General features: G+C 74.0%; 19 protein-coding genes. 6 read left to right on the forward strand and 13 right to left on the reverse strand.

Features of this window, described 5'->3' with window-relative positions; genetic code table 11:
* The 4 genes from SNE206_RS37625 to SNE206_RS37640 form a co-directional block, all read right to left on the reverse strand.
* The coding region (locus tag SNE206_RS37625; RefSeq protein ID WP_407918089.1) for a glycoside hydrolase family 3 C-terminal domain-containing protein at window positions 1–3,168 on the reverse strand (3,168 nt) is incomplete at its 3' end.
* A gap of 639 nt (window positions 3,169–3,807) precedes the next feature.
* On the reverse strand, window positions 3,808–4,860 hold the full coding sequence (locus SNE206_RS37630; RefSeq protein WP_407918090.1) for a formylglycine-generating enzyme family protein: 1,053 nt from the start codon (window positions 4,858–4,860) through the stop codon (window positions 3,808–3,810).
* Between the two features lie 159 nt (window positions 4,861–5,019).
* A complete protein-coding gene (locus tag SNE206_RS37635) occupies window positions 5,020–6,435 on the reverse strand; it encodes a sulfatase (protein ID WP_407918091.1) in 1,416 nt (471 codons plus the stop codon).
* A gap of 414 nt (window positions 6,436–6,849) precedes the next feature.
* A complete protein-coding gene (locus SNE206_RS37640; RefSeq protein ID WP_407918092.1) occupies window positions 6,850–7,467 on the reverse strand; it encodes a hypothetical protein in 618 nt (205 codons plus the stop codon).
* 223 nt (window positions 7,468–7,690) lie between these two features.
* Here SNE206_RS37640 and SNE206_RS37645 point away from each other — a divergent pair, with 223 nt between their 5' ends.
* Window positions 7,691–8,074, forward strand: a complete 384-nt coding sequence (locus SNE206_RS37645; protein ID WP_407918093.1) for a VOC family protein — start codon at window positions 7,691–7,693, stop codon at window positions 8,072–8,074.
* A 212-nt stretch (window positions 8,075–8,286) separates the two neighbouring features.
* Here SNE206_RS37645 and SNE206_RS37650 read toward each other — a convergent pair whose 3' ends face one another.
* Both SNE206_RS37650 and SNE206_RS37655 read right to left on the reverse strand, forming a co-directional pair.
* Window positions 8,287–9,624: a chloride channel protein gene (locus SNE206_RS37650; protein ID WP_407918094.1), complete on the reverse strand. Its 1,338-nt coding sequence runs from the start codon at window positions 9,622–9,624 to the stop codon at window positions 8,287–8,289.
* A gap of 159 nt (window positions 9,625–9,783) precedes the next feature.
* The gene (locus SNE206_RS37655) at window positions 9,784–11,220 is read right to left on the reverse strand and encodes a DUF2252 domain-containing protein (protein ID WP_407918095.1); all 1,437 of its coding nucleotides are present in this window, start codon (window positions 11,218–11,220) and stop codon (window positions 9,784–9,786) included.
* Between the two features lie 639 nt (window positions 11,221–11,859).
* On the opposite strand from SNE206_RS37655, the gene SNE206_RS37660 reads away from it, so the two are divergent.
* The gene (locus SNE206_RS37660; protein ID WP_407918107.1) at window positions 11,860–13,143 is read left to right on the forward strand and encodes a hypothetical protein; all 1,284 of its coding nucleotides are present in this window, start codon (window positions 11,860–11,862) and stop codon (window positions 13,141–13,143) included.
* On the opposite strand, the gene SNE206_RS37665 is transcribed toward SNE206_RS37660, so the two are convergent.
* From SNE206_RS37665 to SNE206_RS37685, 5 genes are all read right to left on the reverse strand, one after another.
* Window positions 13,133–14,098, reverse strand: a complete 966-nt coding sequence (locus SNE206_RS37665; RefSeq protein ID WP_407918096.1) for a DUF389 domain-containing protein — start codon at window positions 14,096–14,098, stop codon at window positions 13,133–13,135. The genes SNE206_RS37660 and SNE206_RS37665 overlap by 11 nt on opposite strands.
* 121 nt (window positions 14,099–14,219) lie before the next feature.
* Window positions 14,220–16,016, reverse strand: coding sequence for a cation:proton antiporter (locus tag SNE206_RS37670; protein WP_407918097.1), 1,797 nt, complete (start codon window positions 16,014–16,016; stop codon window positions 14,220–14,222).
* Between the two features lie 270 nt (window positions 16,017–16,286).
* Window positions 16,287–17,291: a 2-hydroxyacid dehydrogenase gene (locus SNE206_RS37675; protein ID WP_407918098.1), complete on the reverse strand. Its 1,005-nt coding sequence runs from the start codon at window positions 17,289–17,291 to the stop codon at window positions 16,287–16,289.
* Window positions 17,292–17,417: 126 nt separating this feature from the next.
* Entirely contained in the window at window positions 17,418–18,002 is a 585-nt protein-coding gene (locus tag SNE206_RS37680) for an HdeD family acid-resistance protein (protein WP_407918099.1), read from the reverse strand.
* Window positions 18,003–18,332: 330 nt separating this feature from the next.
* Window positions 18,333–19,715, reverse strand: a complete 1,383-nt coding sequence (locus SNE206_RS37685) for a glycoside hydrolase family 43 protein (RefSeq protein WP_407918100.1) — start codon at window positions 19,713–19,715, stop codon at window positions 18,333–18,335.
* 784 nt (window positions 19,716–20,499) lie between these two features.
* Between SNE206_RS37685 and SNE206_RS37690 the strand changes: the two genes are divergently transcribed.
* Window positions 20,500–21,906, forward strand: a complete 1,407-nt coding sequence (locus SNE206_RS37690) for an AbfB domain-containing protein (RefSeq protein WP_407918101.1) — start codon at window positions 20,500–20,502, stop codon at window positions 21,904–21,906.
* A gap of 118 nt (window positions 21,907–22,024) precedes the next feature.
* Here the strand turns inward: SNE206_RS37690 and SNE206_RS37695 are convergent, their stop codons facing one another.
* Window positions 22,025–22,963 (reverse strand): SDR family NAD(P)-dependent oxidoreductase, encoded by a 939-nt coding sequence (locus tag SNE206_RS37695; protein WP_407918102.1) that lies wholly within the window; start codon window positions 22,961–22,963, stop codon window positions 22,025–22,027.
* Window positions 22,964–23,145: 182 nt separating this feature from the next.
* Between SNE206_RS37695 and SNE206_RS37700 the strand changes: the two genes are divergently transcribed.
* Window positions 23,146–23,772: a TetR/AcrR family transcriptional regulator gene (locus SNE206_RS37700; RefSeq protein WP_407918103.1), complete on the forward strand. Its 627-nt coding sequence runs from the start codon at window positions 23,146–23,148 to the stop codon at window positions 23,770–23,772.
* 161 nt (window positions 23,773–23,933) lie between these two features.
* Here the strand turns inward: SNE206_RS37700 and SNE206_RS37705 are convergent, their stop codons facing one another.
* The gene (locus tag SNE206_RS37705; protein WP_407918104.1) at window positions 23,934–24,896 is read right to left on the reverse strand and encodes a hypothetical protein; all 963 of its coding nucleotides are present in this window, start codon (window positions 24,894–24,896) and stop codon (window positions 23,934–23,936) included.
* Between the two features lie 157 nt (window positions 24,897–25,053).
* On the opposite strand from SNE206_RS37705, the gene SNE206_RS37710 reads away from it, so the two are divergent.
* Together SNE206_RS37710 and SNE206_RS37715 are read left to right on the forward strand one after the other, a co-directional pair.
* Entirely contained in the window at window positions 25,054–25,452 is a 399-nt protein-coding gene (locus SNE206_RS37710; protein WP_407918105.1) for an EndoU domain-containing protein, read from the forward strand.
* A 178-nt stretch (window positions 25,453–25,630) separates the two neighbouring features.
* Complete coding sequence (locus SNE206_RS37715; protein WP_407918106.1) at window positions 25,631–26,011, forward strand: hypothetical protein; 381 nt, start codon at window positions 25,631–25,633, stop codon at window positions 26,009–26,011.
* Window positions 26,012–26,292: the final 281 nt, after the last annotated feature.

Below are 26,292 nucleotides of genomic sequence, written 5' to 3' on the forward strand. Positions count from 1 at the left end.
GTCCATCGAGATCCGCGCCAACGACCGCACCGCGCCCGTGTCCACCGTGATGCTCTGACCCGACACCATCGGCGCACCCGACGACCAGCGCGTCCCCGCGACACCGTCCAGCATGTTCGCCGCCACGTCACCGCCCCCGGTCGAGGACGCCGACGCCGACCACCCCGTCCGCGGCAGGACGGTCGGCGAACCGCCGGTGCCGCCGCCGGTGGTGTACGCGTTGAACTCGGTGACCGACCACCACGAGGTCGCCGTGCCGGTCTGCACCACCTTCACGTACCGGGCGCTCTGCGCCGGGAAGTCGACCGTCACCAGCGCCCCCGAACCACTGCCGGACGCCACCGCCGACCCCCACGACACCCCGTCCGACGACAGGAACACCTGATAACCCCGCGCGTAGTCGTTCGCACTGCCACCCGAATCCATCGAGATCCGCGCCAACGACCGCACCGCGCCCGTGTCCACCGTGATGCTCTGCCCCGACACCATCGGCGCACCCGACGACCAGCGCGTCCCCGCGACACCGTCCAGCATGTTCGCCGCCACGTCACCGCCCCCGGTCGAGGACGCCGACGCCGACCACCCCGTCCGCGGCAGCAGGGTGAGCCCGCCGCCGGTGCCGCCGCCGGTGGTCACGGTGGTCTGGCCGGTCAGCCGGATGTCCCGCGAGGAGGAGCCGACGGAGACCGTGTGCGTGCCGGCCGCGGTCGTCCACGAGCCGGACCAGTACTGGAAGCTGCGGGCGTCCAGGGTGAGGCTCACGTGCCTGGTCTGCCCCGGGTCCAGGGCGATCTTCTGGAAGCCGCGCAGGTTCTTCGGCGGCTCACCGCTCGCGGCCGGCTGGCCCACGTACACCTGGGCGACCTCGGAGCCCGCACGGGTGCCGGTGTTGGTGACGTCGAAGCCCACCGCGACGCTGCCGGAGGCGTCCGGCGCGGAGACGGTCAGGCCGGAGTAGCCGAAGGTGGTGTAGGAGAGGCCGTAGCCGAACGGGAAGAGCGGCGCCTTGTTCTTCGCGTCGTACCAGCGGTAGCCGACGTCGATGCCCTCCGTGTACTGCACGCTGCCGTTCTGGCCCGGCCACTGGGCGGCCGTCGCGGCGGGCACGTCGGCGAGCGACTTCGGGAAGGTCACCGGCAGCTTGCCGGAGAAGTTGGTGTCGCCGTAGAGCAGGGAGGCGATCGCCGTGCCGTCCTCCTGGCCCGGGTACCAGTTCTCCACGATGCCCTGCACCGCGTCGGCCCACGGCATGGTGACCGCGGAGCCGCTGTTGACGACCACCACCGTCCGCGGGTTGACCGCGGCGACGTCGGCGACGAGCTGGTTCTGCGCGGCGGAGAGGTCGATGTCGCGCAGGTCGGAGCCCTCGGACTGGAAGTCGCTCACGAAGACCACGGCGACGTCGGAGGTGCGGGCGGTGGCCACGGCCTGGTCGTGCGGCGTCTGGCCCGGCACCTGCCAGCCGAGGGCGGCGCTGCTGCCGCCGCCCGCCTGGTAGTAGTCGACCTCGATGCTCACCGGCTGCCCGGCGGTCAGCGTGACGCTGCCGGTGCGGGTCGTCGGGCCCTGGTTGTACCAGTTGTTGATGACCTGCTGGCCGTTGACGATCAGCCGGGAACCGTCGTCGCTGTTCAGCGAGAACTGGTAGCTGCCACTGGTGGGCGGGGTCAGCGTGCCCGTCCACTTCACCGACCAGTTGGTCGTGTTGACGCCGGGCGCGGGCGAACGGCCGCCCCAGACGGTGTCGACGGCGGAGTCGACCCGGCTCGCCACCACGGCGCCGGAGAGGTCGGTGCTGTTGTGGTACTCGCCGTACAGGCCGGTGCCGGTGCCCGAGGACGGCTTCAGGACGGATGTCGGCACGGGCGGCAGCGAGCCGTCGGCCGACGGCACCCCCTGCGCGAACGTGACGGTGGCGGACGACCCCGCCCGGTCCTTGATGCCCTGGTAGGGCGTCACGACGTACGGGGCGTTGACCGCCGCGCTGCCGCCGCCCTGGGTCATGGCCCCGGCACCCGCGCTGTCACCGATCACCGCGATCGAGCGGACCGACGGAGCCACCGGCAGCACGGACGCACTGTTCTTCAGCAGGACGCTGCCGTCCTGCGCGACCTTCCGGGAGACGGCCGCGTTGGCGGCGGAGGTGACGACGGCGTCCCGGTTGCCGGTCTGGGTACGGTCGAAGAGGCCGCGGCGGAACATCGACACGAGCACCCGCCGGGTGTGGTCGTCGACCGTCGCCTGCGTGACCTGCCCGGCGGCGACGGCGTTCGTCAGCGCGGTGCCGTAGTAGTCGCTGCCCGGCATCTCCACGTCGAGGCCGTTGTTGGCGGAGGCCACGGTGGAGTGGGTGGCGCCCCAGTCCGCGGTGATGAAGCCCTTGAAGCCGAACTCGCCCTTGAGGATGCCGTTCTGGAGCGGCCCGTTCTCGCAGGCGAAGGCACCGTTGACGGCGGAGTACGAGCACATCGCGGAGTCCGCGCCGCCCTGCCGCACGGCGGTCTCGAACGCCGGGAGGTAGACCTCGTGCTGGGCCCGGTCGGAGACGACCGCGTTGTCGGCGATCGAGTTGCGGTTGGTCTCCTGGTTGTAGACCGCGAAGTGCTTCACCTGGGCCATCGGGCCCTGGCTCTGGATGCCCGTGATGTCCGCCGCCGCCAACTGGCCGGCGAGGTAGGGATCTTCACCGAACGACTCGAAGGCCCGGCCCCAGCGCGGGTCGCGGACGATGTTGACGGTCGGGGCGAGCACGACGTTGGTGCCCTTGCCCCACTGCTCGGCGCCGAGCACCTGCCCGTACTGCCGCATCAGCTCCGGATCCCAGCTCGCCGCCCCGGCCACGGGCGCGGCCATCTGGGTCACGCCGGTCAGGCCGTCGCCCGCACCGACCGGGCCGTCCTGGAAGTGCAGCGCGGGAATGCCCAGCCTGGTGTTGGCGGGGACGCAGCCCGCGTAGCCGCAGGACGGGCCGCCGTGCAGCATGGTGAGCTTCTCGGCCTGGGTCATCGCGGCGAGCAGTTCGTCGGCGCGCTGCTCGGGGGTCTGGGCCGCGTTGGTCCAGGGCTGGTCGGCGGCCTGCGCGGGGGCGCCCAGGGCGGCGAGCGCCCCGGCCACCAGCAGCGCGGCGACGGACCCGGCCAGGGCGGATCGCGGTTTCGGACGGCGCACGGGGACTCCTGACGACAAGAGAGGCCGCGGGCCTGCACGGCACGCGGCCGGGTGGGGGGTTGACCGCCGCCGGGCACCGGTCCGGGGCCGCCCCGGGTGGGGAGGCGGCCCCGGAGGGGCGGCGGACCGTTGGGGTCGCCGCGCGGGGGGTGGGTGCGGGGCCGGTGCCCGTGGTGGGGCCCCGGCGCTGCTGGTGGGGGTTCGGCGGAGCGGTGGGGGGGTCGGCTGAACGGTGGGGGTTCGACTGAAGGAACGGCGTGCTCGTACGTGCGGGTGCCCGTACGTGCGGGTGGGGGTGGTGCCGGCGCGCGGCGAGAGGCCGCCAGTGCGCCGCGGTGGGGTGGGCGGGCAGTGGGCGGGGCATCTCAGAGAGCGCTCTCCCGAAGTCTCCTGGGACCTCCGGGGACCTGTCAAGACATCGCACCGCACCGGCATCGCCCACCACGGCATCACCGACGACCCCGCACGGCACCAAAAACGGCCTGGACCTGCCGCTACGTCACCTCGCGACGCCGCCGACCGGCCCGAAGCCGACTCGCGGTCAGGAGCACACACGGCCACGGGGAGGGCGGGAATCCGGGAGAGCGCTCACTCGGCGACCGGGCCGACAGCCCTCACCCCCGGACACTCCCCGTCCGTTCACACCTGCACGGGCGGGGCCGCGGCGACGCGGAAGCCGGTGTTCCCGGTGGAGCTGTCCGGCGTGTTGGAGCTGCGGGCCGCCACCCGGTAGCGGTTGCAGTACGAGTCGTGGCACATGTGCGAGCCGCCGCGCATCACGTGGGCGGTGCCGGTCGGCGGCCCGACCGGGTCCACGCGCGGGCCCGTGCGGTGGAAGTCGGCGCTGAAGCGGTCGGCGCACCACTCCCACACGTTGCCGACCGTGTTGTAGAGGCCGAAGCCGTTGGGCCGGTAGGAGCGGACGGGTGCCGTGCCGCGGTGCCGCCCGGTGTTCGACGTCGGGAAGACGCCCTGCCAGATGTTGAGCATCTCCCGTCCGCCCGGCGCGAGTTCGTCGCCCCACGGGTAGCGGCGCTGCTCCAGGCCGCCGCGGGCGGCGTACTCCCACTCGGCCTCCGTCGGGAGCCGGGTGCCGGACCACGCGCAGTAGGCCCGGGCGTCGTTCCAGGAGACGTGCACCACCGGGTGGTTCTGCCGGGCGGCGAACCCGGAGCCGGGGCCTTCGGGGTGCCGCCAGTCGGCACCCTCCACCGCATGCCACCAGGGGGTGCCGGCGACCGTACGGGACGCGGCCCGCAGCACGTCGGGCAGGAACCCGGCGAAGACGAACGAGAATCCGAACCGCTCGGCATCGGTGGCGTACCCGGTGTCCTTGACGAACGACGCGAACTCGGCGTTGGTGACCGCCGCCGGGGCGATCCGGAAGGCCCCGATCTCCACCGGACGGACCGGCCCCTCACCGTCCGCGGGGAAGCCGACCGGGTCGTCGGTGCCCATCAGGAAGCGCCCGCCGGGCAGGTCGACCAGACCGCGGGCGGCCCGCAGCGCCGCCGGCGAGGGCCGGTCGGACGGGGCAGGGTTCGCGTCCACGGGATGCGCGTCCACGGGATGTGCGTCCACGGGATGTGCGTCCGCGGGGGTCCGGGCCGCGGGTGCGGCGAGCGCGAGCAGGACGGGGCCCGCCGGGTCCTCGTCGGACGGCGGGTTTCCGGGGGTGCAGCAGGCGCGCATCGGGGCTTCCAGGGGGTCGTCGGGCGGGCGTGGTCGAGCCTAGCGGCCGCGGGAGGGAGCGCGGCCGGGCCGCCCGGAGCGTGGGGTGCTCCGGACGGCCTGCGGCGAACCCCGGGTGGGGCCGGGGCGTTTCGGTCCGGGCAGCAGGGCCCGGGCGGGTCAGGCCGACCGGTCGGCGGCCAGTGCGGCCGCCAGCGCGGGGATGCCGAGCTGCTGCTCGGTCTGCGGCGTGGCCTGGTACAGCAGGTTGGTCAGCTGGTGCGGGTCGCCGACGAGGTCGTAGTACTCCCGGAAGAGCACCTCGCCGGTGCCGACGGGCTTCCCGGCGGCGTCGGTGTGGATCTTGTAGTACTCGGTGTACTGCTTGGTGTCGCTCACGTACGAGGACCACGTGTGCGGGCCGCCCGCGGCCGTGCCGTGCTTCCACCACTCGATCAGCAGGTGGTCGCGCCGGTACCCGGTGAGCAGGGAGTGGCCGTCGTGCGGGGTGTCCGGCGTGATGCCGGCCGCGTCGAGGATGGTCGGGGCGATGTCGATGTTGGCCACGATCCGGTCGTCGACGGTGCCGGCGCCGAGGCCTCCGGCGGGCCAGGAGACGTAGAACGGCACCTCGATGGACGGCCGGTAGGGCACCGACTTCTTCAGCCAGCCGTGGTCGGCCCAGGTGTAGCCGTTGTCGCCGAGGTAGAACACCAGGGTGTTGTCCAGCTGGCCGAGGGCGGCGAGCTTGTCGTGGATCGCCTGCACCGCGTCGTCGACGGAGAGCAGGGTGCGGAGCTGGCGGCGGCGCAGCGCCTGGGCGTCGGCGAGGGTGCCGGTGGCGTTCTGGATGAAGTCGGGCTTGTCGCTGCGGTCGGGCTCGGTGACGCCGGGGCGGCCGTTCCAGGCGGGCACGGCCGTGTCGGCGTACTTCGCCTCGGGCGTGTTGGGCTCGTGCGAGGCCTTGGGGGCGACGAAGGCGAACCACGGGCGGGTGTCGGTGGCGGCCTTGTCGAGGAAGGCGAGGGTGCGGTTCTTGATGACCGTGGTGCTGTAGCCGGGGATGGTGCGCAGCGTGCCGTTGTCGTTCCAGGTGCCGTCGTTGTAGACGACGGGGCTCTCCAGCAGCCACTCCTCGAAGTGCGGCGGGTTGTCGGCGGCGTGCCAGGCGTTGAGGTACTTGCCGAAGAGGCCGGTGCGGTAGCCGGCCTGCTTGAGGTAGCGCTGCACGGTGGTGTTCTGGTCGAGGTTGTAGGGCGAGGAGTTGTCGAGCACGCCGTGGTTGTGGGCCTGGCGGCCGGAGAAGATCGAGGAGCGGGACGGGGCGCAGAGGGGGGTCGCGACGTGACCGCCGGAGAAGCGTACGCCGTGGTCGGCGAGCCAGCCGACGGTCTTCGGGGTGGCCCACTCGGTCTGCTTGGGCTGGTCGTCGGTGAGGATGACCAGGATGTTGGGGCGGCCTGCGGCGGGTGCGGCGGCGGCAGGCGTGGCGGCGGCCAGGGCACCGAGGGCGGGTGCGGCGCCCGCGGCGGCGACGGCCGCGGCTCCGGCGAGGAATCCCCGGCGTCCGACGCGGTTCCGGTCGTTCCGGCTCATGAGGCGGTCCCTTCGTGGACGGGTCGGCGGCGGCGCGGGTCGGCCGGGTGCGGACGGCGTCGGGGCCGCCGGGCGGCGCGCGTACACGCCCCCGGGTCGGTCCGGCGCGTCCGCACACGGCCGTGCGACCGCCGGACGGCGGTGCACGGTGCATACGGTGGCCGGGCACCGCCCGGCCTGCGCTGGGTGCTTCGGGAACGATCTCCCGTAGCCCCGGGAGCGAAGGTAGGCGGCGCCGGAGAGAGCCCGCAATGCGGGCAGGGCGTTCACCATGCGGATTTCACAGTGCCGTTGCGGGACGTCACGCACAGGTCGCCGACGCACCGTCAGCGGACGCACCGCTCCGCCCGCCGGTACATGCCAAGCGGGCGGAGTGGGGGTGCGGCCAGCGCTCCTGCGGGTGCGGCCGGCGGGTCAGTCGGAAGACCCGCCGGGGCGGATCTCCTGGAGCAGACCCCAGGTGAAGTCGGCCGTCCAGGGCCGCAGTGCGCCGGCCGCGTCGGGCGCGGTGAAGTCGAGCTGCCGTCGGGTCGGCGCACTGCCCTCCCGGAGCACGGCGGGCGGGAACGCCACGGCGACGTCGCCGACGACGCAGCTCCACGGGGCGAGGTCGGCGACCGTGGCGGCGGCGGGGCGCGGCGCATCCTCGGCGCGCACCAGCCACTCGTTCCAGACGGGGCCGCCGGCCGGGCCGTCGCCGGGCGGGCTGCCGCCGTGCGGGCCGAGCAGGATCTCGAAGCGCAGGTCCGGCCAGAGCGGCAGCGGCCACTGCTGCACGGTGCAGGAGAGGTCGCCGATGCGGCGCGGCAGGATGGTGGGCGGCGGGCCGAGCACCGCGGCGAAGCGGCGCGCGCCGTGCGGGAAGCGGGGCGAGCGGAGCATCGCCTGCCACCGCTTGTTCGCCTCCCGCATCGCGGCGCGGGAGGATCCGAGCCGGTCGACCGCCTGCTCGACCAGCTCGGGCCGGAAGTCGGCCATCCGCCGCAGCAGCACCAGCTGGAACTCGGTGGTCGCGAAGCCGTGGATCGCCATCCGGCCAGGCTAGCCCGGCCCGCGGGGACAACCCTGCTCCGGGCGCCGGACGGTCGGCTCCGTCGACATGTCGACCCGGTGGCGAGCCAGGTGCTCCGGCCGGGAGGGGCGGGCGGTAGGGGGCGGGCCGGCCGCGGCCGCGGGACGGCAGAGGCGATCGTCGTCAAGTACCGTGCCGTGGCACCCCGATGGCTTTTCCCGAGGTCGACGTACACTGACGGGCATGGCATGCCGCATCAGTGAGCTGGTCATCGACGCCGCCGACCCCGACCGGCTCGCCGCCTTCTGGAGCCAGGTCCTCGGCTACGTCGAACTCGGCCGGGAGGACGACGGAAGCATCGAGATCGGGCCGCCCGGCACCGGCTTCGGCGGCCCGCAGCCCACCCTGATCCTCAGCCCCAGCAGCGACCCGCGGGCCGGGAAGCTCCGGCTGCACATCGACGTCAACGCCACCGACCGCGACCAGGACGCCGAGTTGGAGCGGCTGCTCGCCCTCGGCGCCAGGCACGCCGACGTCGGCCAGAGCGGCACCGAGAGCTGGTACGTCCTGGCCGACCCGGAAGGCAACGAATTCTGTCTCCTGCGCACCCGGCTCCAGCCCCTCTGATCCCGCACGCCCCCGGCACCGAGCGGCTCGGCATCCGAGCCTCTCGATGTCCGATCCGCTCGGTGCCCGAGCCGGTCGGCACCCGAGCTGTCCGGCGTCCAGTTCTCTCGACGTCCGAGCCAATCGGGATCCGAGCTGTCCGGCGTCCGATTCCCTCGGTGCCAGAGCCGGTCGGCATCCGAGCCGGTCGGCATCCGATTCGTGCTGCGGCCTTACGCCGGTTGTTCGGTGCGGGGCACGGCTGGCTTCGGGGTGAGGCGCAGCACGAGCACGTACGACACCACCACGGCGACGATGACGAGCGGCACGACGGTGAGCCCGTCCGACCCCATGAGGAGGGTGGCGAGCAGCACCGAGGTCAGCGGGAGCTTCAGCATGGCCACGCACATCGAGCCGATGCCCATCGCCAGCCCGGCCGTGGTGCCCAGTCCGGGCAGGTGGGAGAGGGCGAGGCCGCCGGCCGCACCGACGAACAGCGCCGGGAAGATCGGGCCGCCCCGGAATCCGCTCATCGTGACGGCGTACGCGAGGGCCTTGCAGGCGGCGAGCACGACGAGGGTGGCCACCGAGTAGCCGGCGCTGGCCGCGACCAGGGGTGCGAGCTGGTCCTGCCCGGAGTACAGCACTTCGGAGATGTCCTTGCCGGTTCCCTCCGCGTACACGAGGGCGATCACGCCGACGACTGCGCCGGCCAGCACGGTGCCCACCACGCGCCGCCGCTCGACCCGGGCCTGCAGGACGAGGGCGAACCGGTGGACGGCCGTGCCGACGACGGCCGCGGCGATGCCGATCACGAGGGCCCAGCCGAACCCCGCAAGGTCGGGCCGGCCAGCGTGGGGCACGTCGCCGAGGCCCAGCGAGTACGTGCCCAGGCCTGTCCACGAGCCGAGGCCGGTGAAGATGAGTGCACCGATACCGGCTGCGAGCAGGCCTGGCACCAGGACCATCCCGAGCATCGCCCCGCCGAGCCCGGACGCCTCCATGAGGAGGAAGGCGCCGATCAGCGGCGAGCCGAGCAGGGTGCTGATGGCGGCGAAGCTCCCGGCGACGCCCACCACCTCGGCGCCCTCCGTCGGGAAGTCGCGCTTGGCCAGGCGTACGGCGCCGATGGCCAGTCCGCTGCCGAGCGCGATGAGCGGCGCCTCGGGGCCGAGCACGGCGCCGAGGCCGAGGGTGGTCAGTGCCGCGAGGGCGATGCCGGGGATGTCGACCGCGCGGGTCTGTCCGGAGGCCACCAGCCCTTCCGCGGGCTTGTGCCCGGCGGTGCCGGGCAGGTGGCGGATGGTCAGGGCGACCAGCAGACCTGCGAGGGCCAGCAGCGGAACCGCCCACCACGACGGGGTCCCGTCGAAGCCGAGGGCTTTCGGCAGGTCCGTGTAGACGAGTGACTGGAGCTCGGAGACGAGGGCGAGGAACCCGAACGCCAACGCCGACACCGGCACGCCGAGCACCGCCGCAACCACGAGCACGACGATGTAGCCGCGGGTACGGACGAGCGCGTACGGGTCCTTGGCAGCCGTCCCGGGCTGCCCGCCGGGTCCGTCCGGCATGCGCACCGCCTCCTCAGCACTCGATCCGGGGCGCCGTACGGGCGCCGGTGGGCCCTCGGCCCGTGGTGTCACGCGCGGCGTCTCGCATCGCCGGTCGCTCCCGGCAGCAGGACGGCCCCGCAGTCGGGCGCCCGGCGTCAGGGCGGCCCGGCAGGCCGCTCAGGAGGCGGCGGCCGGATCGGCCACGGCGGGCAGGCGGCCCTCGCGGACGGCGTCGACCAGCGCCTGGTGGTCGCGCTCGTTCTGGTCGGCGTAGCTCTCCGCGAAGAAGGCGAGCGCCCGGTCGAAGGCGTCGCCGCGGCCGAGGTACGCGGCGATGGCGATCCGGTCGCCGGAGCGCGCGTGCGCCCGGGCGAGCGTGGCGCCGCAGGCCTCGCCGAACGCCCGCATGCCCTGCGGCACCATCAGTTCGGGCTGGGCGATGCCCTTCCAGTCGCGCAGCTGCCGGACGTAGAAGTCTCGGCGCCGGCCGTCGATCCCGTCGACGTGCTCCCAGCCGAGGAAGATGTCGCTGGCGGCCTGCATCAGCCGCTGGCCGGAGACGACGCGCTCGCCCTGGTTCTTGTACACGCTGGCGCCGACGTGGGGGGCGAGCACCGAGGGGCTCGCCTCCTTGGCCTGCAGCAGGAGCGGATCGCCGCCGTCGCGGCCCAGCATGAGGAAGATCCAGCAGCGGGTGCCGACGCTGCCGACGCCGACGACCTTGCGGGCCACGTCGATCAGGCGGTAGTCCCCCAGGAGGGTGCGCCGGTCGGACGCCAGCGTGCGGCCGTAGCGCGTGACGAGCTTCTTCAGCTCGCCCTCCAGCGCGCTGCGTTCGACGTCGGGGAGGAGGTCGCCGATCGGCGTGAGCAGCGGCGGGTCCGCCGCGATCCGCAGCTGCCCGCCGACCGTCTCGGTGAGCTTCTCGAAGGCCTGCAGGCTGTCGCGGGTCCGGGCCTTGGTCATCGCCTTCGCCAGCGTCTTCCGGCCCCGCTTGGCGATGCGTTCGGCGGCCAGGTCCTGCAGCCGTTCCGCGTCGATCCGGGCGTACCAGACGTCGAGGTTGCGCATCCCGGCGAAGCGGGTCATGGCCTCGCGGTACGCCCGTACGGCGGCCTGCACGATGTCGGCGCGTTCGTCGTCGTCGAAGTCGTTGGCGCGGCCGGCGATGACGAGGCTGGTCGCGAGCCGCTTGACGTCCCACTCCCAGGGGCCGGGCAGCGTCTCGTCGAAGTCGTTGATGTCGAACAGCAGGTTCCGTTCGGGTGACGCGAGCAGGCGGAAGTTCAACAGGTGGGCGTCGCCGCAGAGTTGGGCGCGGATGCCGGAGTCGGGGGTGCCTGCGAGGTCGGAGGCCATGATCGCCGCCGCGCCGCGGTAGAAGCGGAACGGTGACTCCGTCATCCGCCCGTAGCGGATCGGCACCAGCTCGGGCACCCGGGTGGCGGACTGGGCTTCGAGGATGTCCAGCGGGTCCGGCCGGTCGGCCGGGGGCCGGTACTCGGCGTGAGCCGAACGGGGTACGGCGCGGCGGGCCGCCCTGCCGCGCGCGGTCCGCTGTTCCGGGGTCTCGCCGGGCACCGCACGGATCGCCGCACCGGTTTTCTCTGCCATCGGGGTCCTCCAGACTGCCGCACGGCGGTGGCCGCGGCCTCCAGGGCACCCGCCGGGGCCCGTCGGTGACGCTGCACCGGCCCACCGTGGGAGGGCCGTGGCCGGGACGGCCGGGGTGCTCGCAGGACCATCATCACGGACGGCGCCGGTTCCGGCATCGCCGACACGGACGGCACCGGCGGCCGGGTCCGCCTGCGGCGGCAGCACCACCCGGACACACCACCCCGGTGGTGGGCGGACGCGCCGGAGTATCTCCTGGGAGGGCGAATCAGCCGTCCGCCGCCCGTCGTGGCGGCGGACGGCCATCGACCCAGGGAGAGCGCGATGGCCTCGAACGAGTCAGGGGCGGAACCGGCCGAGCCGGACGGCACACCCCCCGCGGGGAGGCCGGCGCCCGACGGCGCCCCGCCTTCCGGGTCGCCGCCGAGCGGTCCCGCGAAGACCCCGCCCGGCGGATCGACCCCGGCCCCGGCCCCGGCCCCGGTCCCGGTCCCGGTCCCCACCCCGGCTCCCGGCCCGACCCCTCCTACTCCTCCTGCAGCGGTGCCTCCGACGCCGGCCACGACAACGGTTCCGACAGGGCCTCCGACGGCGGCCCGGGCCAACGGGCCGGAGGACGTCGAGGAACTGAAGCGGCGGATCGCCCTGCTGGAGAAATCGGCCCCGCACCACCGGCGCCACCACTTCTGGCGGACCACCGGCTCGACCGTCCTGATCGTCGTGGCCTCCCTCCTCGCGCTGCTGTCGGTCATCGCCGTGTGGACGAGCAGCTTCGTCGGCGACACCGACCGGTACGTCGCCACGGTCGCCCCGCTCGCCTCGGACCCGGACGTGCAGAACGCGGTCAGCGCACGCGTCACCTCCGCGGTGCTGGAGCAGATCGACGTCAAGGCGCTGGTCAAGCAGTTGTCCGACGCCGCGGCCCAGCAGGGGGTGCCGGCGGAGGCCTCCACCCTGATCAACGGTCTGAGCGGGCCGATCACCAGCGGCCTGACCGAGCTGGTGAACTCCACCGTCCACAAGGTCGTCTCCAGCAGCGCCTTCGAGACGATCTGGATCGACGCGAACCGCGCCGGGCACAGCGCCCTCGACAAGGCGCTGACCGGCGAGGGCGGGGGCGTCGTCTCGCTGGAGAACAACCAGGTCGCCATCGACATCGGCCCCCTGGTGGCGCGGGTGAAGGACCAGCTGGTGAGTTCCGGGTTCGGGGTCGCGGCCAAGATCCCCGAGGTGCACACCCAGTTCGTCGTGTTCGCCTCGAAGGACATCGGCAAGGTCAAGTCGTACTTCCGCCTGCTGGAGATCCTCGGCACCTGGCTGCCGATCATCACGGTGCTGGTCGCCGCGGCGGGCGTCTTCCTGGCCGTCAACCGGCGCCGGGCGCTCGTCGGCGCCGCCGTGGGCGTGGCCGTCGCCATGCTGCTCGTCGGGATCGTCCTCACGGTGTTCCGGGCGTTCTACCTCGACCACCTGCCGCCGGGCGCGAACCAGGCCGCGGCCGGGGCCGTGTACGACACCATGATCCGGTTCATGCGGGCGAGTGTCCGCGCGGTCGGCGCGCTGGCCGTGATCACCGCCCTCGGGGCCTTCCTGATCGGCCCGTCGCGGGTGGCGGTCGCGGTCCGTACGGCGTGCCGCCGGGCGATCTCCGCCCTGCGGGACGTCGCCTACTCGTTCGGGCTCCGGCTCGGCGCGGCCGGCCGGTTCGTCCACCGCTACAAGCGGTGGTTCGGCGCCCTGATCCTCGCGGTGGCGGCGGTCGTGCTGTTCACCTGGAGCTACCCGACAGCCGCGGTGGTGGTGTGGATCACCGTGATCGTGGTGGTCGCATTCGCCGTCCGGGAGTTCCTCGACACCGGGCCGGAGGAGGGCGCGCAGGGGCCGTCGGCCGGGCCGGGCGGAGCAGCTCCGGTCAGCGGCTGAGTTTCGCCCGGTCCTCGCGGTCGCGCCGGGCCCCGACCCGCCGCCAGACGGCCCGCTGGCAGCGGAGCGTCCCGGTGCCGACCACGATCAGCACCACGATGTTGAGCAGCAGCTGGATCAGCGAACCCCGGGCCTCCGGCCAGCTGGTGAAGGCGACCGAGACGCCGATGTCCGCGGCGGCCGGGATCGTCGTGACCGAGATGAACACGCCGAGCAGGGCGCTCGTGCGGGCCTCGGTGAGCGACACGATGCCGACGATCCCGGCCAGGGTCGCCACCGCCACGGAGAAGAAGTTCGGCGTGTTGATCAGGTCGGAGACGGGCCGCAGGCCGATGTCGAACGCCCGCGACTGCAGGCCGAAGGCCCGGATCAGCACGCTGAAGGCGAACGTGGCCGTGATCGCCAGGGCGAAGCCGGTGCCCAGCGCGAGGAATCCCCGCCGGACCCGCGGACGGTCACCGCGGTCGATGCCCAGCGCGATGCTGACGATCGCCCCGTACTCGGGGCCGACGACCATGGCCGCGACGATGAGGATCTGGGAGTTGGTGACGATGCCGACCGATCCGATCAGCCCGGCGATGACGAGGTAGAGGAAGAAGCTCGGCGCGTACGTGCCCTCGGCGCGGATCCTCGCCTCGACCTGCTCCCAGACCGGCGCGCGGGTGAGCGGCCCGAGGCGGCGCGAGCCGATCTCGGCGGCCCGCCCGGAGAACGCGATGTCCACCGGCTCGATGACGATGGAGCCGCGGCGGTCCAGGTGCACGGCGCGCAGCGACTTCAGCACCTCGTTCGCCGCGCCGGTCAGGACGTCGCAGGCGATCGCGTCGCCGTCCGGGTTGCGGGCGGCGCCGGGCGACACGATCAGGTTGAGCACGCAGGGATCGCCAGCGAGGAGGCCCACCACCCGGTCGGTGAGGTCCGGCGGGCTCACCGCACGGACATGGATCATGTCCATGCGCGGCCCCCTGCGGGACGGGCGGGCCCGGGCATCCGTCCGGGCCGGACGGAGACCCGGGGCACGACGGACGGGCAGGGCGCAGCGGACGGGCAGGGCGGGGCACCGGGCCCGGTACCCCTCACGCGGACGCCCCGGGCGCGGGCGCGGGCCCGGGTGCCGCGTCCGGGCCGGGGCTCAGCAGCACCACGGTGTCCCCGGTCTGCGGGGTCGGCACCCGGGCCACGGTGACCGGGACGAGGCTGCCGTCCCGGCGGACGAGGAACAGCAGTTCGTGCCGGGCCGGCAGCGCGCCCTCGACCCGGTGGGTGACGATCCGCGCCCCGGACGCGTACCGGCGCACCAGCTCGGGGCGGGTCAGCCCCGCGTCGAACAGCGCGTCGCCCCCGGTGAAGGGCGCCACCACGCCCTTGCTGTCGGCGGGCGGGCCCAGGCGGTGGACGGGCCCCTCCACGCTCTCCCGCAGCGTCATCGCGGCGAGCGCGTTGAAGTCGTCCTCCTGGGTGAGCAGCAGGACACCGGTGATGCCCTCCAGCTCGGCACCGGCGCCGGATGCGGCCGCGAGGAGCTCGCCGGGCGCCAGCTCCAGCCCGGCCTGCTCGATCTGCGTGCGCTGCTCGTCGGCACCCGCCCACATCAGCACGTCCAGCCCGGCCGAACGCAGCGCGCGGCCGAGGTCGACGACCCACGGGTCACCGCCCACCAGCAGCGGCCGCGACCGCGCCGGCCGGAGCACCCCGAGCCGCCGGGCGGCCGGGAAGGCGGTGAGACCGTACAGCGTGACGGTGGCCACGATCACCACGAACGTCGCCGGCAGGATCCGGTCGGCGCCGGCGATGCCCTGGTCGACCAGGGTGACGGAGAACGTCGACGCGGTGGCGGCGGCGACGATGCCGCGCGGCGCCATCCACCCGATGAACCACCGCTCGCCGCGCGGGACGTCCGTGCGGAGCGACGCCAGGTGCGCCACCAGCGGCCTGGTCACGAGCACGAGCACGGCCACCAGGGCGAGCGTGGGCAGCACCACGTGCCGCAGCGAGGCCGGGGTGACGGTGGCCGAGATCGAGACGAACAGCAGACCGATGATCAGCGAGACCAGCGTCTCGAAGAACGGCCTGCGGGACGGGATGTCCACCCCCGGGAGGTTGGCCATCGCCATTCCCATCACCACGGCGGCGATCAGGCCCGTGTCGTCACGGAAGGCGTCGCACGCGGCCGCCACCCCGACCACCGCGGCGAACTGCACCGTCGTGCCGAGCACCTCCCCGAGCTGCAGCCGCCGGAGCAGTTCCCACAGCACCCACGCGCCCACCGCTCCCCCGGTCAGCCCCACGCCGGCGCTGATCCAGAACGCCCCGGCCTGCCGCACCAGACCTCCCTGGCCGGAACCGGTCACCGCGTGGAAGACCAGCGCCCCGAGGATCCCGCCGACCGGGTCGATGAGCGATCCCTCCCACACCAGGATGCGCTGCAGCCGCTCGGACGGGCGGACGAAGTTGAGCAGCGGCCCCACCACCGTGGGCCCCGACACCACCAGGATCGCTCCCAGCATGACGGCCGCACGCTTCGACATGTCGAGCACGGGCACGGCGAACAGCGCCGCCGACGCCCACGTCAGCACGGTGCCGAGCCAGATCAGCCTGATGACGACGCGCCGGTTGTGCCCGGTGAGCCGCTTCAGGTCGAGGCCGAGCCCGGCGTCGTAGAGGATCACGGCCACGGCCAGCGAGACCAGCGGGGAGAAGGCCTCGCCGAGGAGCCGCTGCGGGTCGACGTCGTCGGTGAGCGCGCCCGCGGTGAAGCCCCCGGGCAGGAGGAGGAGCAGGGCCGGCACGCGCAGACGGCTCGCCAGCAGCTGGCACCCGACCGCCAGGACGACGATGATCCCCACACCGGCGAACACCTCGTCGGCGGTCACGGGCGTCCATCCCCGGGCTCCGGTTCACCGGTCGGCACGTCCGCGCCGACACCCGTCGAGCCCGCCCCTGCGGTCACCGCTGTCTCCTGTCGCCGCCCGTCCCTCGCACACCGAGGGCCGGTACCGGGGAACCACCTTCGCCGGGAACCGCCGACGCCGGGGCGGCGGCTCGCCCGGCCCACCCGGACCGGGCGGCGATGTCCCCCGGACGGCGCAGCACGGCACCGGCACGGCAGGCGGCAGGAGCGGGTGGCGCGGTGGGCGGGCCGGTCAGACGCCGGGGCCGACCACCACGTTGTCCAGCGCCTCGCCGGCCGCGTAGCGGTCCAGCTGGGTGCGGAGCAGGCGCAGCGCCCGTGGGAGGAACGCCGAGCTGTTGCCGCCCACGTGCGGGCTGATCAGCGTGCGCGGGGCGCTCCAGAGCGGATGTCCCGCGGGCAGCGGCTCCGGATCCGTGACGTCGAGGGCCGCGGAGAGCCGGCCGCGGCCGAGTTCGGCGAGCAGCGCCCCGGTGTCGACCACCGCGCCCCGCGCCACGTTGACCAGCAGGGCCTCGTCCCGCATCGCGGCGAGGAACCGGGCGTCCACGAGGCCCCGGGTCTCCGCGGTGAGCGGTACCGTCAGCACCACGACATCGGCCCGGGGCAGCAGGCCGGGCAGCTCGGCGAACGCGTGCACCGGCCCCCGGACGGCCGTACGGGCGCTGCGGGCCACCCGCAGGACGTCGCACTCGAACGGGACGAGCCGCTCCTCGACGGCCGCGCCGATCGAACCGTGCCCGACGAGGAGCACCGTGCGGTCGGCGAGCGAGGGGAACGAGCCGCCCCGCCACTCACCGGCGTCCTGCGCCCGGACGAAGCCGGGCACGCCCCTGAGCGCGGCGAGCAGCAGCGTCACCGCGAGCTCGGCGGTGCTGGCGTCGTGGACGCCCCGGGCGTTGCAGAGCGTCACGCCGGGCGGGACGAACGGCCGGAGGTCGTCGACGCCCGCCGACAGGCTCTGCAGCACCCGCAGCCGGGGCATCCGCTCCAGCAGCGGCAGCGCGGCGGCCGCCCGGGTGTAGGGGACGACGAAGAACTCGACCTCGCGGAGCACCGACGCGGGCGGCGGCTCCGTGGCACCGTCCCAGACCGCCACCCGCAGCCCGGCGAGACCGCCGATCCGGTCGGGCGGGTACGGGAGCAGGATCCTGGCGGGTGCCCCGCCGGACGCGGCACCGCCCGGCCCTGCAGGGTCGGCGGGGCCGGTCGGGTTCGTCGGGCTCACGGGACTCATGAGGCGATCTCATCAGCCCGCGGGCACCACGGCAATCGACGGCCGCGGACCTGCGCGGGCTTCCTGCCGGAGGTGGTGCCCGGAGCACGGGGCACCGCGCCGGTTGCCCGGCGTTCGGGGCGGCGGTCAGGTGCGCGGCCGCAGGGCACTGCGGAGGACGAAGGACGCCACCACCTCGAAGAGGCCGAGCAGGAGCAGCCACAGCCCGAGCAGCCGGGCCAGGGCCACCGCGGACTCGACCGGGTAGGCGAGGACGACGACACCGGCGACGATCCCGAGTGCGCCGAGGAAGACGGCGAGGCCGCGGCCGGGCGTGCCGCGGGATCCGAGCGCGACGAACAGTGTCAGGATGCCGGCCAGCAGCCAGTAGGCGCCGACGATGAGGGCCAGGAACCCGACCGTCTGCAGCTGGTGGCGGAGACAGAGCACACCGGCGAGAACGGCCAGCAGGGACAGTACGACGTGCAGCACGCGCGCGCCGGCCGAGTCGTCCTGGGTGAAGGCGGTCACGAAGCGGACCCCGCCGGCGACGAGCAGCTGCAGGCCGATGATGATCGCGACCACCCGGGCGGTCTCCTCGGGCCAGCTGAGCATGACGATGCCGGCGATGATGGTCAGCACGCCGAATCCCAGCGCCCACCACCATGACCTGCCGAGTCCTGCCAGCCAGTCCTGCGGGTCCGCCGGGGCGGTTCCGAGAGGTGTTGTCACGGCTCGACTCCCTCACGTGCCAGGGGCTTGCCGGGGGCGGAACGCCCCACCCCTTCACAGGAAGTGTCGCCCCTCCGGCGCTGCGGGGCATCACCACCCGTTCGGGCGATGGATCCGGCCGGGGACGGATCCGGGCGGGGCGCCGCCCGCCCGGGGCGCCGGGTGCCGCGGGCGGGCGGAGTACGGGCCGGGCCTGCCGCCCCGGAACCCGGCCGGCAGGCCGGACCCGCGGTGGTCCGGTGGCGGCGGGTGCCGGGTCGGCGCAGGGGTCCGGCCGGCGCGGGGTCCGGCCGGTGTGGGTCCGGCCGGTGGTGACGGGCCGCCGCGGGGTCAGGCCAGCGCGGTGACGGGCGCGAAGCTGCTGTCGCTGCGGAAGAGGTCGCTGCCGTCGGCCGGGTCGACCCGCAGCTGGTAGCTGCTGTGGCGCAGGTAGCGGCCCGGGTAGTTGTAGGACTCCAGGCGCACGCTGCCCCCGGTGGTGCCGGCGCGGGCGACGAAGGTGGCGTCGCCCGCGAAGGTGGACGTGCCGTCGTTCGGGTCGAACCGGGCGCGGAAGCCGTAGTGGCGCAGGTAGTTGCCGGCGGAGTCCCGGAAGGAGAAGGCGTTGCCGTCGGCGAGGCCCGCCACGACGGAGAACGTCGACGCCTGCCGCTCCGCGGCCGTGCCGGACGAGCCGACCACCGGGAGGTTCAGCAGGCCCGACTGGTTCTGCCAGTGCCGGGTCGGGAAGTTCACCGACTGCAGCGACCGGGTGGTGCCGGCGGTGAGCACGGCGCTCGCGGTGACCCGCTCCTGGAGGACGGTGAAGTGGCGGGCCGTGCCCGAGATGCCCGGCAGCGCCTGCGGCGCCGACCAGGTGGTGAATGTGTCGTAGCTGTCGCTGAAGTAGTACTGGCCAGCGCCGTAGCCGTCGAAGAAGAGGCGCCAGCCGCCGTTGTCGAGCTTCACCAGGGCCGGGCCTTCGCGGTAGCTGCCCCAGCCCGCCCAGTCGCCGGTCTTCCTGAGGGTGTAGGGCCCCGCGAGGGACGTCGCGGTGGCGTACTCGATGTACTTGGTCGTCTCGTTCTTGGTGAACGCGTGGTAGGTCGACCCGGTCTTCACGACGAAGGTGTCGATGTGGTTGGGGCCGATGCCCGCGAGCGCCACCGGCGCCGTCCAGGCGGTGAGGGCGGAGGTGGTGGCCCGCAGCAGGTAGGGGGTGAAGTTCCACTCGTCGCTGGTGACCGAGCAGGAGACGACGACGTTGACCGAGCCGTCCGTGTCGACGAACCACTCGGGCGCCCAGGCGCGCGACAGGTCGGCGATCGGCACGGTGTGGTCGTAGAGGTGTGTCCAGGTGGTCCGGTCGGTGCTGCGGGCGAAGCCGATGGTGGTGCTGGCGTCCTGCCAGGTGTGCGTGGTGTAGGTGAGGTAGTAGGCGCCGTCGGTGTGCCTGAAGACGCTCGCGTCGCGGATCCGGTCGGCGGGCGGCGTGTAGGCGGCGCTCTTGAGCAGGCGGAAGTCGGTGGCGTCGTCCGACTGGTAGACGTTGACCGTCGCGTCACTGGCGTTGGTGAACGCCACGATGGTGTACCGGTCGGCGGAGCCCGCCGCCGGGGCGGCGGCCTGGGCGGTGCCGGCCAGCACGGGCAGCTCGGCGGCCAGGAAGGCCGAGGCGGGCAGGACTGCCATCGCCCGGAGGAGGGTGCGGCGGGACGGTGTACGAGCGTTCATGGTCTTCCCTGGGGGTGGGGGTGTACGGCGGGCCCGAGGGCCGCCCGGCACCGTGCCCGCGACGGCGCGGCCGGTCACCGGCCTCGGGTGGCGGGGCAGCCGGTGGGATGCGACCGGGCCGGGGTGCGAGGCCGGGGCTGCAGCCCGGTCAGGTCGGGGCGCAGGACTCCGGTGGCCGGCCGCGCGGGGAGGGGTGGGGGTGCAGGTCGGCGAGGGCATGCTGTTTGCGTTAACAACCAGTTGCTGGGTGAGTGTGGTCCGGCGACCGGACCGCGTCAAGCGCCTGCCCACAAGTCTCATGCATCCCGGGCCCGTTGCGGGGGCGCGGTCCGGCGCCCGCCACAGACCGGCACGCACCGCCGGAACGGTCTCCGCGCAGGCCGGGAGGCTCCTTCCGTGGTCCGCCCTCCAGTTCCACAGAGTTCCCGACAGCCCACCTCCGCCGCGCGGTTGCCGCACACGCCGACCGCTCCCCCACGGCCCGTCCGGTCGACCCGGCCTCTGCGCGATGTCTTGACACACTTTTTGTGAGCGCTAACAATACGACCCGGCGCGCCGCACCCCGACCGGCACCGCCTGCACCTGCCACCCCAACTTCCGGGCACAGCAAGCAAAATCGGGCCTTCGGGCGCACCCGGCCCGGCGCGCCTGCATGCCCTCCACCACTCCGACGTCGCCGACGGCGGCGGCGGGGACGGGTGGCACCCTCGACGCCACCCGTCCCCACCCCGACCCGCCCCGACCCGGCACGCCCCCACCGGCCGCAGCAGTGAGGACCCCACCCGTGCACCGACGCCGCCCCACGACCGCACGCATCACCCGGCTCGTCCCGGCCCTCGTCGCCGCGCTCGTCGCGGCCCCTCTGGCCACCCCCGCGCCCGCGGCCAACGCCGCGACGGCGTACAGCGGGTACGTCATGGGGTACTTCACCGAGTCGAACCAGGGGCTCGGCAACAACTACGGGCTCCACCTCGCCGTGAGCAGCGACGGCCTCGAATGGACCCCGCTCAACCAGAACGCGCCGGTCGTCACCCCGACCGCGGGCACGAAGGGCCTCCGCGACCCGTTCATCCTGCGCAAGCAGGACGGCACCTTCACCGTCATGGCCACCGACCTCGCGGGCACGGACTTCTCCCAGACCAACCAGTACATCCACGTCTGGGACTCCACGGACCTGCGGAGCTTCACCAACTACCGCCGGGTGAAGGTCCATTCGATGACCACCACGCACGCCTGGGCGCCGGAGGCGTTCTGGGACGCAGGCCGGGGCCAGTACGCGCTGATCTACTCCGCCAACAACGGCACCCGCGACGTCATCATGGCCGACTACACCACCGACTTCACCACCTTCAGCGCACCGGTGACGTACTTCGACCCGGGCTTCGGCATCATCGACGCCGACGTCGTGGTGGGCAGCAGCGGCACCAACTACCTGTACTACAAGAAGGGCAACGAGCTCTACGGGGCCAAGTCCAGCTCCCTCGCGGCCGGTTCGTTCAACACCACCACCTACACCGGTCCGATCGCCCACGGCGGCACCGAGGCGCCCATCCTCGTGAAGTCCCTGACGGGCAACGGCTGGACCCTCTGGGGAGACACCTACACCCCCAACGGCCTCTTCTACGCCTGGCAGACCTCCTCCATCGACGGAGGCACCTGGACCGCCGCCGACCAGCGCACCTACACCCAGCCGATCAACTCCAAACACGGCACGATCACGCCGATCACCGCCACCGAGATGGCCGCGCTGAAGACGACCTGGGGCACCCCCGCCTGGAACCGGCTGAAGTCCTACAACTACCCGGGCGACTTCGTGCGGCACAGCAACTTCACCGGCCGCATCGACGCGTTCCCGTTCGACCCGTACCTCGACGCGGAGTGGAAGATCGTCCCCGGCCTGGCCGACAGCACGGGCGTCTCCTTCGAGTCCGTCAACTTCCCCGGACGCTACCTGCGGCACAGCGGGTTCGCCGTCGTGCTGAACGCGAACGACTCCACCGCGCAGTTCGCCGCCGACGCCACCTTCCACCGCACGGCGGGCCTCGCCGGCTCCGGCGCCGTGTCGTACTACTCGCACAACTACCCCGACCGGTACCTGCGTCACGCCGACTTCCAGCTGCGCATCGACCCGCTGTCCGCCGCGTCCCCCGCCACGGACCGCGCGGACGCGACGTTCCTGGTCACCAGCTGACCGGTGGCGCCCGGGGCCGTCCGGCTGCCGGGCGTCCGCGCCGCCGTCCCCCCGTGGCGGCGCGGACGCCCGGCCGGTTCCGGCCCGCAGGCCCGCCGGCCCGCTGCGGGTCGGCGGGTCAGAACCGGGCGGCGCGGGTACCGGCCCCGAAGTCGTCCAGGAGCGCCAGGGCCGCAGCGTGGGCCGCCTCGTCGCGGGCGGCGGGCGAGGTGCGGGCGGGCCGGCCCTTCGCGTCCAGGTAGATCCCGGTCCGGCCTTCCAGCGCGGCCGACGCCGCCGCGGCCAGCGTGGAGGCGGCGGCCGTGTCGGCACTGCGCCGGGCCGGGCCGAGCCGGTAGTACAGGCCCCAGCCGGCGCGCATCGCGGGCGGCAGGAAGGTGCGGTCCATGGCACGGGTCATGCCGGTGTCCGCCGGGCCGGGGTCGACGGCGGTGACCGTCACCGGGCCGGTGCCCGGCTCCCGGGCGAGCGCGAGGCCGGCCATCAGGACGAGCAGCTTGCTGCGGGCGTACACGGTCATCGCGACGTACGGCCCGGCCTCCGCCTGCGGGTCGTCGAGCGCGTCGGCGGCCCGCCGGACCATCTTGTGCGCACCGGAGTTGACCAGTACGACCCGCGAGGCCCGGCCCGGCTCCGCGCTCCCGGCCAGCCGGCCGAGGAGCAGCCGGGTCAGCAGGATCGGTGCGACGGCGTTGACGGCGAGGTTCGCCTCCAGGCCGTCCGGGGTGCTCCGGCGGGAGCCGTGGTTGACGCCGGCGTTGTTGACCAGCAGGTGCAGCCGGGGATGGTCGGCGAGGACCCCGTCGGCGAGCCGCCGGACGTCGCCGAGCACGCCGAGGTCGGCGATCCGCAGGTGGACGGTGCCGGGGGCGACGCCCGCGGCCTCGGCGATCCGCCGGACCGCGGCGTGCCCGCGCTCCGGATCCCGGCCGGTGACGACGACCTCGGCCCCGCGCCGGGCCAGCCCGACGGCGGTGCTCAGGCCGATGCCGCCGGTGCCGCCGGTCACCAGGGCGACCCGCCCGGCCAGTGAACGGTCGGGAGCTCTCGTGCTCACGGCCGCCTCCTTCCCACGATTCGGACACAGCAAATGATGCAGCAACTGCATTCGATGCATCGACTGCACCGAAGGGCTGCACCCGGATGCTAGGCCGCGCCGCGGCCGACTGCAACACCTGCACGTCCTGCAGCACACGCAGGCGATGCAGTCACTGCACCGGGAGGGCTAGGATGGGACGCATGGACCAGCGACCCACCCTGCGCGAACGCGAGCGGCAGCAACGGCACCGGCTCATCGCCGACACCGCACTCCGGCTGTTCGCCGACCGGGGGTTCGAGGACACGACCGTGCAGGACATCGCCTCCGCGGTCGGCATCGCACCCCGCACGTTCTTCCTGCACTTCCCCGGCAAGGACGACGTGCTGTTCGACCTGGACGTCCGGCGCTGCACCGACCTCGCCGACCGGCTCGCCGACCGCACCGCGGAAACCCGCGCGCTCGACACCGCCGCACAGGTCGTCCACGGCTGGATCACCGAGCGGGGCGCCGGGACGGAACAACTGCTCGCCCGGATCATCGGCGGATCACCCGCCCTCGCCGCCCGCGGCCGCCTCCAGGTGTCCCGCTACCAGGACCTGCTGACCACCGCACTGCACGCCGAACTCGGCACCGGCACGGACGACCCCCGCCCCGCCATGGCCGCCGCGGCCGCCCTCGCCGGCTGGGAACACACCGGCCGCCGCCACGCCCGCGGCGAGGCCGCCACCGCCGACCTGCCCGGGCTGCTCGCGCACGCCACCGCCGCAGCCGCCACCCTGCTCACCGACGCCCAGCTCGCCGACTCCGAGCTCACCGGCACTCCCTGACCGGGCGGCCCGGCCCGCACACACGCCGGTCACCACGAGCGGCGGAGGCGCGCCGCCACCGCGCCGCGCCGCGCCGCGCCGATCACGGTGGCAGGGACGGGGACTGATGGTCCGTCAAGACATCGCCGGCCGCGACGGCCGCCGGGAGTACGGGCCCCACGTCACCACTCCCATCGGAACCCGACCACGGCTTCCTCCAGGTAGGGCAGGAACTGGTGCATCGCCCCGTCGGCGCCCACGTCGAGCGGGACGTCACGGACCAGCTCGCCGGCGTCGTAGTCGTCCCACGCGCACCACCAGGCCCGGCGGGGCACGGCGCGGTCGAAGAGGATCCGCAGGTCCACGTTGTCGATCCGCTTGCGTGCCGCCCGCCGCAGCTGGACGCACGGACCGGGGGTGGGCCGGTGGACGGTCGTGTAGTGCAGCGAGGCGTGCTGGCCCCGGCGCAGCCGGCGGTCCAGACCGAACCGCAGCCCCACGAAACCCGGGCTGCTCGGCCGGAAGCCGGTGAACGTGCCGCCGACGACGGACTCGACACCGGTGACGGTGTCGCGCGGGCTGTACGCGTAGGAGTCGACGCCGTCCTCCAGCGCGAGCAGCACGTGGCTGTGCTCCGTCCGGCGCAGCATCCGGTCCGCGCCCAGGTGGTAGCGCGAGAACAGCGCGGTGGTGCGGTGGCGTTGGGGCTGGACCAGCGGGACGGGCGGGTGCCGCAAGGTGGACGTGATGCCGCTGCCGTCGAGGTCGAGTTCGCTGCGACCGGAGAAGGCCTCCCAGACGAGCGCGGTGTCCTCGGCGGAGAATTCGAAGGAGTCGGTCAGCCAGGTGACGGTCTCGTGGGTCAGCTGTTCCCCGAGCAGGGCCTGGCGCACCCGGTCGCGCAGGCGGCGCGGAAGGTCCCGGTCGGTGTCCGGCCTGAGTCCGCTGTCCCAGACGTGGAGTGCGACGACCTGGGAGACGGCGGAGTAGCTGATCCCGTCGCCGCGCTTCCGGCGGACGTGGGCCAGCCAGCGGTTCCGGTAGGCGGGGCGGCCGGTGAGCAGTCCGCGCAGGGCGCTGCCGGCTGCGGCGGCGCCCTGCGCCTGCGGGTCGTCCGGCTGCCGTCCGGTGGGGGTCGCCGCCATGCTGCCGCCTTACGGTAGGACCGAACGTCACCACGACACGGGGGTCGAACCGATGGTGCCCGAGCAGGAGCCCTACCGTCCCGCGAACGTCTACGGACACGAGGCCGGCGGCCGGGGACCGCTGCCCGGAAGGTTCGGCGGGTGGGAGGACGTTCCGGTGGAGGAGCCGGACGGTCCCGAGATCACGCCCGAACTCCGGCGGGCCGGAAGCTACCTGTCGCCCTTCCGGATGGACCACATCGCGGAGCTGCACTCCGCCAGGGCGGCGGCGCGGGGCTCCGGCAAGAGCCTCTTCCCCGCGGACTGGACGGACGAGCAGATCTTCGAAGCGGTGCAGGCGGTCGCCTCCGACCCGTCCTCCCGCTGGACCCGCGGGGACGACGACCTGAGCGGGGAGCCGGGGACGCTGTTCAACCCCTGGCACCGGCTCCCGGACGTGGAGTGGGCGATCCCCGCGCGGTTCCGGGTGGACGGGACGCACCGCTCCGTACGGATCCGGGTGATCGTGGAGCCCTACGGCGAGGGCGTCATCTCCGGCTACACGCAGGGGGGATGAGGGCCGCCGGGCGCGGCCGGCGGCCATCGCCGTAGTGTCGCCGCAGCCTTCGTACGGTGGGCAGGTCCGCCGGATCCGGTCCTGGGCGCCCCTTCACCGGGACTGCCTCCCGACGAGCCTGCCGCTCACCGAATCCGACGGACCGTCAGAACCGCACACCGAGCGAAGGGTCCGGGCAATGAAATCCCTCCTCCAGCGAGCTGCCGCGGTCGCGGCAGCCTGTGTCCCCCTGGCCGGCCTGACGGTCGCGGTCGCGCCGGCCGCCGACGCGGCGGGCTACGCCACGATGACCGTCCAGGCCGGGGCCGCGGCGCGCACCGCGCCCTACGCGGAGTCCTGGTCGTTCATCGGCTGGGTCACCTCCGACGGCTGGCGCAACCCCAACGGGCAGGCCTCCTGGGTGTCCTGCTGGAAGGACGCGGGCTGGGCCACGGGGAACTACTCCAGCAACCGGTGGTTCTACGCCTACGTGAACTACTCCGGCGGCGCGCAGCCGACCTGGGCCTACGTCCACTCCTCGTACGTCACCAACCAGTCGGCGGTTCCCGCCTGCCCGTAGCGGACGGCCCCCGCGGACCGGAGGTGCCCCCGGGCCGCGGCCCGGGGGCACCTCCCGCTGCGCCTCCCCCGTCGGCGCCCGCACCGGCCCCCGCACCGGCCTCCCGCAGCACGGTTCGTGCACCGTTCCGGCCGTCGGGGCCGCGCCCGCACCGGGGGCGGCCGGGGCGGGCCGGGAGCACCGGTGCTCCCGGGCAGGGTGGGGCGGGCGGCGGGGCCGGGCGGCGCGGCGGGAGCGGCCGGCAGGCCCGGGTGGGGCGGGTGGGGCGGTTCCCGTGAACG

The sequence above is a fragment of the Kitasatospora sp. NE20-6 genome (assembly GCF_045862635.1).